This window comes from Devosia nitrariae, from assembly GCF_030160115.1.
Lineage (GTDB): Bacteria > Pseudomonadota > Alphaproteobacteria > Rhizobiales > Devosiaceae > Devosia > Devosia nitrariae.
Map to the genome: position 1 here is coordinate 1 of NZ_BSNS01000012.1, position 12,129 is coordinate 12,129.

The window sequence follows — 12,129 nt, forward strand, 5'->3', positions numbered from 1 at the left end:
AGCCAGCGTTGAATCTGATTTGCCAACCAAGGGGAATCCCTAGGTCGATTAAATTGTCACTGCGACCTAGAGCGTTTTCAGCAAAAGTGGATACCACCTTTTGCGATTCGAAAACGCGGCAATTCAAGAACTTAGAGCTCCCGTTCTGATTCAATCAGAACGGGAAAGGCTCTAGTGCTCGATGCCCTTCCACAGGCGGTTCTTGACCGCCCACATGAGGCCGGCGAAAACGACGAGAAAAAGAAGCACCCGGAAGCCCGTCTCCTTGCGCGAGACAAGGTGCGGCTCGGCCATCCACATCATGAAGGCCGATACGTCCCTGGCGTACTGGTCGAGCGTCTCGGGTACGCTTGCTCCGCCCTCGCCCTCCTCATAATCGACCGCGCCGTCGAAGAGCGGCGGAGACATCAAGATGGCGTTGCCGGGGAAGACCTCGTTGTAAAAGGCGGCGGGTGGCAGCTCGACGCCCTCGGGCGGTTCGTCGTGATAGCCAAGCAGCAGGGCGTGGATGTAGTCCGGCCCGCCTTCCTGGTAGCCGGTGAAATAGTTGAACGCCCAGAACGGGAACGCGTCGGTGACGCCGCGGGCCTTGGCCAGCACCGAGAAATCCGGCGGCACGGTCCCATAGATCTCGCGCGCCTCCTGCTCGGAGGCGAAGGGCGCTGGCCAGCGGTCCGCCGGAATGCCCGGGCGCGTGCCGCCCTCGACGCTCTCGTCGGGGATCTGGTACTCGGCCGCGAGCGCCTTGACCTGTTCCTCGGAAAAGCCGGGACCACCGGGTTCCGCCAGGTTGCGGAACGCCATCAGCCGGGCACTGTGGCACTGCGCGCAGACCTCGCGGAACACCTGGAAGCCGCGTTGAAGCTGATGCTCGTCATAGGTGCCGAAGATACCGGCGAACGTCCAGCTTTGCTTTTCGATATGGGCGGCCCCGTGCCCGCCGGCTTCCTCTTCCGCGGCGGTCACGGGTCCGGCAAGCAAGGCGCCGGCCAGGGCCAGCACCGCGATGATGGTCTTGGTGTCGATCATGATCTCTAATGCCCTGCCGTTACGCGTTTGCCTTGCCCAGGACGCTTTCCGAGATGCTGGCCGGCAGCGGCTTGGGCACCTCGATGCGCGCGAGCACCGGCAGGATGATGATGAAGTAGGCGAAGTAGTAGGCCACGCAGATCTTGGCGATGAGCACGTAGGTGCCTTCTGCCGGCTGCGCGCCGAGATAGGTGAGCGTGATGAAGTTGAGGACAAAGAGCCAGTAGAACCAACGGAACATCGGCCGGAAATTGCCCGAACGGACCGGCGAACGGTCGAGCCAGGGCAGGACCAGGAGGATCAGCAGCGCACCGCCCATGGCGATGACGCCGCCGAGCTTGGAGTCGATGAACAGCACGTTGAAGTCGATGGCCCGCAGGATCGTGTAGAACGGCAGCAGATACCATTCGGGCACGATGTGGGTCGGGGTCACCTGGCTGTTGGCTTGGATGTAGTTGTCCGGATGCCCGAGGATGTCGGGCGCAAAGAATACGAACCAGGCGAAGGGGATGAGGAACACCACCATCGCGAAGGCATCCTTCATCGTATAGTACGGATGGAAGGGCACCGTATCGCGGCTCGATTTCACCTCGACGCCGATCGGGTTGTTGTTGCCCGGCACGTGCAGCGCCCAGATGTGCAGGACGACGAGCGCGGCAATGATGAACGGCAGCAGGTAGTGCAGCGAGAAGAAGCGGTTAAGCGTCGGATTGTCGACCGCGAAACCGCCACGCAGGAGTTGCAGGATCGGGTCGCCGACGATCGGAATCGCCGAGAAGATATTGGTGATGACCGTCGCGCCCCAGAAGCTCATCTGCCCCCAGGGCAGCACGTAGCCCATAAAGGCCGTCGCCATCATCAGGATAAAGATTGTGACGCCGAGAATCCAGAGGATCTCCCGTGGGGCCTTGTAGGAGCCGAAATAGAGACCGCGGAAGATGTGGACGTAGACGGCAAAAAAGAACATCGAGGCGCCGACCGAGTGCACCGCCTGGAGTTCGCGGCCCGCGTTGACGTTGCGGCGGATATGCTCGACCGAGTCGAAGGCCATCTCGACATTGGGCGTATAGTGCATGGCAAGGATGATGCCCGTGACGATCTGTACGCCGAGGCACATGGCCAGGATCGCCCCGAAGGTCCACCAGTAGTTGAGGTTCTTCGGGGTGGGAAAATCCATCAGGTGTTCTTTGGTAAACCTGACGACCGGCAGGCGGTCATCGAGCCACTTCTCGACGCCGTTTGCCGGATTGTAAGTCGAATGTTCAGACATCTGGCTCCCCCTCACCCGATCTGGATCAGCGTATCGCTGAGGAATTCATACGGCGGAACCACCAGGTTGAGCGGCGCCGGCCCACGACGGATGCGACCGGCCGTGTCGTAGTGCGACCCGTGGCATGGGCAGAACCAGCCGTCGAAATCCCCCGATTCTCCGACCGGAACACACCCCAGATGCGTGCAGTTGGCGATCATGACCAGCCACTGCTCATGGCCGGGCTTGGTGCGCTCTTCGTCGGTCTCGGGATCCTTCAAGTCGGAAAGCGGAACCGCCTTGGCCTCCTCGATATCGGCCGCCGTGCGATGGCGGACGAACACGGGCAGGCCGCGCCAGAGGATGGTGACCGTCTGACCTTCCTCGATACCGTTGAGGTTGAACTCGATGGTGGCCAGGGCGAGCGTCGAGGCATCGGGATTGAGCTGGTTGATCAGCGGCCAGGTGACGGCAGCCGCGCCCACGGCCGCCACGGAGCCGGTCGCGACATAGAGGAAATCCCGCCGTGTCGGTTGGTGTTCTGCTTGCGTTGCCAAGATATGGTCCCCGTCCATTGTAAAACGGCAGGCCGGCGTTGGCAGCCCTGCCGCCTATGCCAAGCGGAATCGCGCGCCCCCGCCCTCAAGCGGCCCGTCTTTTGCGGACCCTTTTTGCACTGTCCCATGCGCTTGTCCAGTATGCCCCGGCGCGACAAAAGCGAACTGCGACACTATACCCGGTTTCGTCTGGTCCCGCCTTGCGCCACCAGCATTTCTGACCCGTCGCGGAAGGCCCTGCATGCCCTTCGAACTTGCGCTCTACCAGCCCGACATCGCCCAGAACACGGGCACGCTCATGCGCCTCGGCGCCTGCTTGGGCATCAAGCTCCACATCATCCACCCGACAGGCTTTGCCTTCTCGCGTGCGAGCCTGCGGCGCTCCGGCCTCGACTACCTCGACTTCGTCAATTTCGAGGAGCATGTGAGCTTTGCCCGTTTCGACGACTGGCGGCGTGAGGCGCGCAGACGCCTGGTGCTGGCAACGACGAAGGGTAAGCTTTCGGTCTATGATGCGACCTACGATCCGGGCGACATCGTCATGGTCGGACGCGAAAGTGCCGGCGTGCCCGACGCCGTGGCCGCGACAGCTGACCTCAAGGTGCGCATTCCCATGCGGCCCGGTTTGCGCTCGATCAATGTCGCCCTCAGTGCCACTCTCATTCTCGGCGAAGCCATGCGTCAAACCGACAGCTTCAAGGATCTGACATGACCATCGAGACGACCCTGCCCGACGACATCGACTCAAGGAAGGCCGAGGCGGCTGCCTGGTTCCGCGACCTGCGTGACCGTATCTGCGCCGAACTCGAGGCGATCGAGACCGAGGTTCGCGGCCCCAACGGCGTAATGGCTCCGGGCCGGTTCGAGCGCACGCCCTGGGACCGCGCGGCGGGCGGAGGCGGCGAGATGTCGATGATGAAGGGCCGCGTGTTCGAGAAGGCCGGAGTGCACATCTCCACGGTTCACGGGCAGTTCTCGCCCGAGTTCGCGAAGCAGGTTCCCGGCACCGAGGCCGGCGGCGCCTTCTGGAGCTCAGGCATCTCGCTCATCATCCACCCCTGGAACCCCCATGTGCCGGCGGTGCACATGAACACGCGCATGATCGTGACAGGCAAACTCTGGTTCGGCGGCGGTGCCGATCTGACGCCGGTGCTCGACCGGCGGCGGACGCAGGACGATCCCGATACTCTCGATTTCCACGCCGCGATGAAGGCCGCATGCGACGCCCATCCGCATATCGACTACCAGCGCTACAAGGACTGGTGCGACGAATATTTCTTCCTGCCCCACCGCAATGAACCGCGCGGCATCGGCGGCATTTTCTATGACCACCTCAATTCCGGTGACTGGCAGGCCGATTTCGCCTTCACCAGGGACGTGGGCCTTGCGTTCCTCGACATCTATCCCAAGCTCGTGCGACGCAATTTCGAGACCGCCTGGAGCGAAGCGGACCGCAACGAGCAGCTCATCCGGCGTGGGCGTTACGTGGAGTTCAACCTGCTCTACGACCGCGGCACGACCTTCGGCCTCAAGACCGGCGGCAACGTCGACAGCATCCTGTCGTCCATGCCCCCGGCCGTGCGCTGGCCATAGATCTGCGCTCCAGACTGTAGCCTCATGATCCCATGTCGCCGGACCGCTCGGCCCGGCGCGCGGCCATGCGCGCCTGTCGCAGCATGCGGAATCGCGTGACCAGCACGCGCACCAGCACGTAGAACACGGCATAAACGATGATCGCCAAGGGAACCGCGCCGACGAACATCGTCTTGAACGCCGGCCAGATGGCCGTGAGCCCGCCCGAGAACAGGCCCTCGCTCAACTTGTCGCCGGTCGCATCGAGGCTTGCCGCATCGATAGGCTCGCCGCCCAGGATCCAGTGGCCGATGTTGTAGGAGGCTGCAAAAAAGAAAGGGAAGGTGAAGGGGTTACCCCACGCGGTGCCGATCGCGGCGGCGATCATGTTGCCGCGCGTGAAGAATGCCAGCACGAAACCGAGGATGAAGTGCAGCCCGATGAGCGGGAACATCGAGACCGCCGCGCCCGAGGCGACCCCTGCCCCGACCGCGTGCGGGCTCGCCGAGAGCCGCAGTACGCGCTTGCGCAGATACGTTCCATAACGCCGGAAACCCATCCGCGGCCAAACCACGTTGCGGATCCTGTTCCACCTGCTGGACGCCATACGTCGGAGATCCTCTCCTTTCGGGCCTTTGTGTTGCGCGGACCCTTGATACTTGGTTAGCGTCGTGGCCGTTTCCACCTACCAACCCATCGGCTCATTGCAAAACGAAGATGCCGTGATCGTAACGATTGCTGAGAGGGCGCGGGCTTGAGCCTTACGGACATCGAAATCGTCGGCTATCGCTCGGTTCGCGCCATCCGTTTCCCGGTGCGGCGCCTGTCGGTGCTGGTCGGCGGCAATGGGGTGGGCAAGACCAATCTCTATCGGGCGCTCGAACTGGTACATGCGGCAGCGCTCGGCACGCTCGCCGAGGAGATTGCCCGCGAGGGCGGCCTTGCCTCGGCCTTCTGGGCCGGCGAGCGCAAGGTCGGCGACCAGTCGCGACTGACACTCAAGGTCAAGCTCGACGATATCGGCGAGGACGTGCCTGCAACTTACGAAGCCGAACTTGGCTTCGCGCCGCAGTATGAATTGGAAGTGGGCTTCCGCATGCCGACGGCGGCCGCCTTTCTGCTCGAGGCCCAGATCAAGCGGGAAGCCCTGACGATCCGCATGGGCAGGCGTGAGGTCACTGTGCTGGAGCGCAAGGGCAGTGCGGCTTGGATACGCGACGCGCAAGGCCGGCGCGTCGAGTTGCCGGGCACCTTGCTCGCCAGTGAAACGGCGCTTGCCAATGCGCGCGGCTTTCCCGAGATCGATGCCGTGCGCCAGACGCTTGCCGCGTGGCGCTTCTACCACAGCTTCCGCACGGATGTGGAAAGCCCGCTGCGCCGGCCGTCGCTGGCAGTGACTTCACCGCTGCTCAACGCGAACGGGTCGAACCTTGCGGCAGTGTTCGCAACCCTCCGGCACATCCGTGAGGACTCGGTGGACCTCGACGCGGCCATCGAGAACGCGTTCCCCGGCGCCAGCCTTGACGTGCCGATGCCGGATCAGGACGCGACGTTCTCGATGACCTTCCCCGACCTGCCCAAGCGGCCGTTCGCCGCGCGTGAGCTCTCGGACGGCACGCTGCAGTTTCTTGCGCTCCTTGGCGCCCTGCTTTCTTATCGCCTGCCGCCGCTCGTCGCGCTCAACGAACCGGAAACCAGCCTGCATCCGAGCCTGCTGCCGGCACTGGCCAAGACCATCGCGCGCGCAGCCGAGCGCACCCAGGTCTGGGTGGTGACCCATTCGCGCGAGCTGGCTGATGCGCTGGCCGCCGAGACCGGCGTGCTGGCGCGAGAGGTCGTGCGCCGCGACGGCGCCACCTGGCTCGAAGGACTGTCGCCACTCGGGATCTTTCCGGACGATGATTGACCTATAGGTCAACGGAACTGCCTTGTAGCTGTCGCGTTCCTCTGGTCCACTGACGATGTGACAACCCAGACGGGGAGAACGAGATGAAACGCTTCGATTCAGGAACCCTGATCCCCGGTTCCACCTGGCGCGCCGAGGCCGACAGCGAGGCCGAGGTGGTGCGCCGCGCCGTTGAAAACCTCAAGAACTTCCACGGGGAAACAGTGGTGCGCCCCGACATGATCGAACGGATCAAGGAGCGCATCGTCGACGTGGATGACAACGAGACCAGGCACTAGAACGGGATGCACTAGAACCCCTCGACCTTCGAAAGCAGCTCATCCCGGCCGAGGGCGAACTCGCTGTCGATCCATAGCCGTTCGAGGCGTTTCAACTCCCGGCCGAGCTCCGGACCGGCAGTGAGGCCATGTCCGACAAGGTCGGCTCCAGTGAGTGGAAAATCGCGCCGCTCGACCGCGGAGAGCCTTTCGTGCACGGCGGTCTTGCCCGCCCCCCCCCAGCCGGCGCGCACGGCGGCAACATCGAGGGCCGCTTCGGCAATCTGCGGGAAGCGGTAGACCGTCTCATGAAGCTTGAGTTCTTCGATGAGCTGCGCGGCCGCGCGCAGGTTCGTCGCCGCTGCGATGTCATCGTTCGAGAGGCGCCATCGCGCCTGCAGTAACTCCGCATCGCCGGCCTCGAGAATGAGAGCCAGGCGTGCCGGAAATGTCGGCTCGGCGATCTGCCGCTCATAGGCCCGCAGGGCCGCGACGATCGATTGCGACAGGTCCAGGAGCCCAATCTGCACCATCTTCCTTACGGTCGATGCCACGTGCGGCAGGCCGAGCATTCGCTTGAACTCGCTCCCCACCCGCTCGGCCGACAGGTGCCCGAGTGATCCGACGGCCGCCGCACAGGCTTCGAGCCCTTCCGGATCGAAGGTCTCGCGGCCATGGCTGGCGGTGAAGCGGAAGAAGCGATAGACGCGCAACCCGTCCTCGGCGATGCGCCGGGCCGGATCGCCGATGAAGCGCACGCGCGCATCAATGCAGTCGGCGAGCGCTCCCAGCGGATCGAAGAGGACCCCGTTCATGTCGGCATAAAGCGCGTTGAGGGTGAAGTCGCGCCGCGAGGCATCGGCGGTCCAATCGGTGCCGAAGTGCACACGTGCGTGCCGGCCGTCTGTCTCGATATCCTCGCGTAGCGTCGTGACCTCGGCAACCACCGATCCGTGCCGCAGCGTCACCGTGCCGTGGTCGATGCCGGTGGGATAGACCGCTATGCCTTCTGCACGAGCCCGGTCGGTCACCTGCTGCGGCGTAAGTTCGGTCGCGACGTCTATGTCCGATCTGTCGCGCGCCAGATCGAGAACCGTATCACGCACCAACCCGCCGACGACCCGCGAGCGCCCGGCCTCGCCGTCGAGCATGGCAAGAATGGCCCGCAGCTCGGGAAGCCTCACCCAGGCCGCATCGCGCAGCCGCGCCTCGGCTGTCGCCGCCCCGATCACGACCCCGCCTCCGCAGCAAGCACCATGTCGCGAAACCGGCGGGTGAGGTTGGCGGTGATGCCCCAGATAACATGCCCCTCGTGGTCGATCTGCCAGGTCCGGTGCTCCTTGCCGCCGCGCTTGATGCGGTAAGTGCCGTAACTCTCGTTGCTGAGGATGCGTGCGAGCGGCACCTCGAACACCGAGCGCACCTCACGTGGGTTGGGCACGAACGGCCGTCCGGGAGCGACCAGCGCTACTACCGGCGTGATCAGGTAGTTGGTGCCGGTGAAATAGGTCGGCATGAAGCCGATGACGTGCGCGTCGCCTCGCCGCAAGGCCACCTCCTCGCTGGCCTCGCGCAGGGCCGCATCGGCCGCGTCGGCATCGGTCGGATCGATCTTGCCGCCGGGAAAGGCCACCTGGCCGGAATGGGAGCGCAGGTCCGGCGACCGTTCGGTATAAAGAATCGTGTGGCCTTCCGGTCGCGCAACGAGGGCAATGAGCACAGCCGCGGCGACGGGTGGCCGATCGAAGGCGGTTGCCGGCGCCCAGTCGGGAACCAGTTCGCCATGGGCAGCAAGCGCCGGCGGCTCGGAAAGGAGCCGGCCGGCGATGCGGTCGATGTCAATGTCCTCGATGGCCACGCGGCGGGCTCCGGTATCGGGGAATCCGTTGCACCCGATCAATCTAGGCGACGAAGCGCCCGCCCGCATCCCCCCAAAATTGGGCAGCCGGTTTGAGCGAGGGTCAAACCAGCCTGCGCCTTATCAACGGAAGGCGGCGATGGGACCGGCGAGCGTCGTTGCCAGGGTCTCGTCATGGGTAAAGACCAGGACACGATCGTAGTCGACGGGGCCGGGAAAACCGATGGCGCCCTTGACCGTTGGCTGCCAGCCGAGCGGGCAGTAATAGTCCTGATCACCGATCAGCAGCACGAACTGCCCCTCTCCGCGCGCCAGCGCGTGGGCCGTGACCTCGCGCGCCAGGAGCTTGCCGGCGCCGCGCTTGCGAAAACCGGGATCGGTGGCGAGCGGGCCGAGGAGATAGCCGTTGACGCCCCCCACGCTGACCGGCGTCATCCACACCGCGCCGCACGGCACGCCGTCGACCTCGGCGATGAGGCTGAGGCTTTCATCTATCGGAAAGCGCTCGCGCACCCGGAAGGCCGTGCGCGCGAAGCGCCCGGGACCGAAGGCGATGGCGTGCAGTTCTTCGACAAACGTATCGTCGGCTGGGGTGGCCGGTCGGACGTAGGGAATGCTGGGAAGGTGCGTGACAAGGGGCGCGGCGACAGCGGCCTGGGGAGCGATCATGGTCGGAAGTCCGGATGAATAAGGGCAGAAACAAGCGGGCTGCCAAAGGGGCAGCCAAAAAGCGACCGGCTAGGGTCGTCGTGTTGCTCGTAAAACCTTTATCATCCTGGGCGCCTCCACGCCTGAAGGGCGAATTATCACCAAGCCGGCCCTCGCGCAAACGGAAAGATGCAACGCTCTGTCAACCGAACGGGCACTAGCAACGTTCCGGTCGACGCACCTATTTCAGCGGGCAAATGCGTCGCCATCACGACGGAAAGGACGACATCGTGGGACAATTGATCGACGGCCGCTGGTCGACCGGGTGGTACGACACCAAAAAGACCGACGGAAAATTCGTGCGCAGCGAGGCCGGCTTCCGCAACTGGATCACCGCCGACGGCAGCCCCGGCCCCTCCGGTGAAGGTGGCTTTGCAGCCGAGGCCGGGCGCTATCACCTCTATGTCTCCCTCGCCTGCCCCTGGGCGCACCGGACCCTGGTCTTCCGCAAGCTCAAGGAACTCGAGAACCTGATCTCGGTGTCGGTGGTCTCGCCCAAGATGCCCGACGAAACCGGCTGGAGCTTCAGGACCGACGAAGGCTCGACCGGTGACTCGGTCCTCGGCAAGGATTTCCTCTGGCAGGTCTATGCGCAGGCAGGCCTCGACTATACCGGGCGGGTGACGGTGCCGGCCCTTTGGGACAAGGAGCGCGGCACAATCGTCTCCAACGAGAGCTCGGAAATCATCCGCATGTTCAACTCGGCCTTCAACGAGCTGACCGGAAACACCGACGACTACTATCCCGAACCGCTGCGCGACCAGATCGACGCGATCAACGCGCGGGTCTACGACGACATCAACAACGGCGTCTACAAGGCTGGCTTTGCCACCACGCAGGCTGCCTATGACGAGGCTGTCTCCAAGCTCTTTGCGGCGCTCGACTGGGTCGAGGGTCTGCTCGGGGAGACCGCCTATCTGACAGGCGACACGATCACCGAAGCCGACTGGCGGCTCTTTACCACTCTGGTTCGGTTCGATGCGGTCTATGTCGGCCACTTCAAATGCAACAAGCGCCGCATCGCCGACTATCCCAACCTCTCACATTACCTGAAGGCGCTCTACGAGGTGCCCGGAGTAAAAGACACCGTCAACCTCGAGCACATCACCACGCACTACTATTGGAGCCACACCACCATAAACCCGCACCGGATCATCCCCATCGGGCCAGAACTGCCGTTCCTGAAATAACCCGCGGCGCCGCGCCAGGTGGATCCGCAGTCTATTGCATGCGGGCCTGACCACCCTCTTCCCTTGAGGGAGAGGGACAGATTTTTCGCGTTCAGCGAAAAACAGGGTGAGGGGTTGCGATGCTGCAAGAAGCACAAGGTCAGGTGCGTCTTGCGTCATCGCAAACCCCTCATCCGGCGCCACGCGCCACCTTCTCCCTCAAGGGGAGAAGGGAACACCGTGCCTCTGTCCGGTTCGGTGCCATATGCGATAGCCCTGGCTGGATCCGGGGCTGGCGCAACTCGCTTCAGTACCCCCAGATCGCTCGCTTCTCGACCCGGTCGAAATACTCGTCGATCCGCTGGGAGGTCGAGGGCGTGATCTTCTCGGGAAGGGCTGACTTATCGAACCAGCCGATCTCGGCGATTTCGTGGGTCGACTTGAACTCGAACGCTTTCTCGAACCGGCGCGCCACGAAGAACGCCACATGGTCGCGGTTGGTGATGGGGTTGTTGTTATGATAGAGCCCGAAGAGTTCCATGGCCCCGATAGGCCGGTAGCCGGTCTCTTCCACGACCTCGCGCAGCGCACTCTCTTCAGCCGTCTCGCCCGGCTCCACGCCACCGCCCGGAAAGGCCCAGCCCGGAATGTAGGAATGGCGAATGAGCAGCACCTTGTCCCCGTCGACCAGCATCACTCTGGACCCCAGCGTCATACGGCGGCGCAGGCCGACCGCGTTGAGATAGAACCAGACGCTGAGACGCTGCCAGCGATTCATCTGCATGAAGAGGGCTCCTTTTCGCCTACCGGTAGCAGACGATCGCGTGCGACAAAATCGGCTCGCGCGCCAATTGATCATTTTCTTGGCCGGCCGGTCGTGGCATTAGGCCCGCAATGACAACCCTTGCCCACATTTCGGACATCCATCTCGCCCCGCTGCCGCGAGTCAGGCCCAGGGATCTGGCGGGCAAGCGCATCACCGGCTATCTCAACTGGAAGCTGACGCGCAAGTCGGTGCTGAGCGGGGAGAGCCTCAAAACCCTCATCGACCATTTGCAGACGCAGAATGCCGATTTCATCGCCGTGACCGGCGATATGGTGAACCTGGCGCTCACCGAGGAAATCACCCGTGCGCGGGAGTGGCTGAAGACTCTGGGGCCCGCCGACAGGATCTGCGTGTCGCCCGGCAACCACGACGCCTATGTGCACGGCGCGCTGGAAAAGGCCCTCAATCACTGGGGCGACTACATCACCGGTGAGACGCTGGAAAAGAACACGCGTTTCCCGTTCGTGCGCCGCGTCGGGGACGTTGCCGTCATCGCCTGCTCGAGCGCTGTGCCAACCGCACCTTTCCTCGCAGTCGGCGAGTTTGGCCGAGATCAGGCGGCGCGCCTCGCCGGTATCCTGAAAGTCACGCGCGAGGCGGGCTATTTTCGCGTCGTCATGATCCACCATCCGCCCAATGTCGAGTTGCAGCATCCCTCCTTCGGGCTGCGCGGCCACAAGCTCTTTCGCGACATTGTCGAGCGCGAGGGCTGTGAGCTGGTGCTGCACGGCCATACCCACCGCTCGTCCATCCACTCGATTCACGGTCCTGAGGGCGAGGTGCCGGTAATCGGGGTCGCGGCCGCCAGCGCCGCCCAGGGCGGCCGCCTCGATGACCCGGCGCGCTACAATCTCTTCCGCATCGAGCGCAACGGCGCCGGCTGGGCCTGCACCATGCGCGAATTCGGCTTCCAGCGGCTCGGCAACGACATCGTCATGCGCCTGCAGATGCGGATTTACTGATCCTTCCGGCCAGCTCCCTAACCGGCCACAGTTGTC

Annotated in this window: 14 protein-coding genes; 6 read left to right on the forward strand and 8 right to left on the reverse strand. The window is 63.9% G+C overall.

Annotated elements, in window-relative coordinates:
- Positions 1-171: 171 nt before the first annotated feature.
- From QQK18_RS14410 to petA, 3 genes are read right to left on the reverse strand one after another with little or no spacing between them, the layout of a single operon-like run.
- Positions 172-1,029, reverse strand: a complete 858-nt coding sequence (locus QQK18_RS14410) for a cytochrome c1 (RefSeq protein ID WP_284341051.1) — start codon at positions 1,027-1,029, stop codon at positions 172-174.
- Positions 1,030-1,048: 19 nt separating this feature from the next.
- Complete coding sequence (locus QQK18_RS14415) at positions 1,049-2,299, reverse strand: cytochrome b (RefSeq protein ID WP_284341052.1); 1,251 nt, start codon at positions 2,297-2,299, stop codon at positions 1,049-1,051.
- 11 nt (positions 2,300-2,310) lie between these two features.
- Positions 2,311-2,853 (reverse strand): ubiquinol-cytochrome c reductase iron-sulfur subunit, encoded by a 543-nt coding sequence (gene petA / locus QQK18_RS14420; protein ID WP_284341053.1) that lies wholly within the window; start codon positions 2,851-2,853, stop codon positions 2,311-2,313.
- Positions 2,854-3,076: 223 nt separating this feature from the next.
- Here petA and QQK18_RS14425 point away from each other — a divergent pair, with 223 nt between their 5' ends.
- Both QQK18_RS14425 and hemF read left to right on the forward strand, forming a co-directional pair.
- Positions 3,077-3,547 carry a tRNA (cytidine(34)-2'-O)-methyltransferase gene (locus QQK18_RS14425; protein WP_284341054.1) on the forward strand — a complete coding sequence of 157 codons (471 nt, stop codon included), beginning with the start codon at positions 3,077-3,079 and terminating at the stop codon, positions 3,545-3,547.
- Entirely contained in the window at positions 3,544-4,428 is an 885-nt protein-coding gene (gene hemF / locus QQK18_RS14430) for an oxygen-dependent coproporphyrinogen oxidase (RefSeq protein WP_284341055.1), read from the forward strand. Before QQK18_RS14425 ends, hemF begins: the two co-directional genes overlap by 4 nt.
- Positions 4,429-4,450: 22 nt before the next feature.
- Here the strand turns inward: hemF and QQK18_RS14435 are convergent, their stop codons facing one another.
- Positions 4,451-5,014: a DUF2062 domain-containing protein gene (locus QQK18_RS14435; RefSeq protein WP_284341056.1), complete on the reverse strand. Its 564-nt coding sequence runs from the start codon at positions 5,012-5,014 to the stop codon at positions 4,451-4,453.
- A 147-nt stretch (positions 5,015-5,161) separates the two neighbouring features.
- On the opposite strand from QQK18_RS14435, the gene QQK18_RS14440 reads away from it, so the two are divergent.
- Positions 5,162-6,313 carry an AAA family ATPase gene (locus tag QQK18_RS14440; protein WP_284341057.1) on the forward strand — a complete coding sequence of 384 codons (1,152 nt, stop codon included), beginning with the start codon at positions 5,162-5,164 and terminating at the stop codon, positions 6,311-6,313.
- A gap of 83 nt (positions 6,314-6,396) precedes the next feature.
- Positions 6,397-6,591: a DUF1059 domain-containing protein gene (locus QQK18_RS14445; RefSeq protein WP_284341058.1), complete on the forward strand. Its 195-nt coding sequence runs from the start codon at positions 6,397-6,399 to the stop codon at positions 6,589-6,591.
- Positions 6,592-6,602: 11 nt separating this feature from the next.
- Here the strand turns inward: QQK18_RS14445 and QQK18_RS14450 are convergent, their stop codons facing one another.
- From QQK18_RS14450 to QQK18_RS14460, 3 genes are all read right to left on the reverse strand, one after another.
- On the reverse strand, positions 6,603-7,802 hold the full coding sequence (locus tag QQK18_RS14450; protein ID WP_284341059.1) for a CCA tRNA nucleotidyltransferase: 1,200 nt from the start codon (positions 7,800-7,802) through the stop codon (positions 6,603-6,605).
- Positions 7,799-8,428: a CoA pyrophosphatase gene (locus tag QQK18_RS14455; protein WP_284341060.1), complete on the reverse strand. Its 630-nt coding sequence runs from the start codon at positions 8,426-8,428 to the stop codon at positions 7,799-7,801. Before QQK18_RS14455 ends, QQK18_RS14450 begins: the two co-directional genes overlap by 4 nt.
- A gap of 123 nt (positions 8,429-8,551) precedes the next feature.
- Positions 8,552-9,097: a GNAT family N-acetyltransferase gene (locus tag QQK18_RS14460; protein ID WP_284341061.1), complete on the reverse strand. Its 546-nt coding sequence runs from the start codon at positions 9,095-9,097 to the stop codon at positions 8,552-8,554.
- Between the two features lie 269 nt (positions 9,098-9,366).
- On the opposite strand from QQK18_RS14460, the gene QQK18_RS14465 reads away from it, so the two are divergent.
- A complete protein-coding gene (locus QQK18_RS14465) occupies positions 9,367-10,326 on the forward strand; it encodes a glutathione S-transferase family protein (RefSeq protein WP_284341062.1) in 960 nt (319 codons plus the stop codon).
- A gap of 286 nt (positions 10,327-10,612) precedes the next feature.
- Here QQK18_RS14465 and QQK18_RS14470 read toward each other — a convergent pair whose 3' ends face one another.
- The gene (locus tag QQK18_RS14470; RefSeq protein ID WP_284341063.1) at positions 10,613-11,089 is read right to left on the reverse strand and encodes an NUDIX domain-containing protein; all 477 of its coding nucleotides are present in this window, start codon (positions 11,087-11,089) and stop codon (positions 10,613-10,615) included.
- 110 nt (positions 11,090-11,199) lie between these two features.
- On the opposite strand from QQK18_RS14470, the gene QQK18_RS14475 reads away from it, so the two are divergent.
- A complete protein-coding gene (locus QQK18_RS14475) occupies positions 11,200-12,093 on the forward strand; it encodes a metallophosphoesterase family protein (RefSeq protein ID WP_284341064.1) in 894 nt (297 codons plus the stop codon).
- Positions 12,094-12,129: the final 36 nt, after the last annotated feature.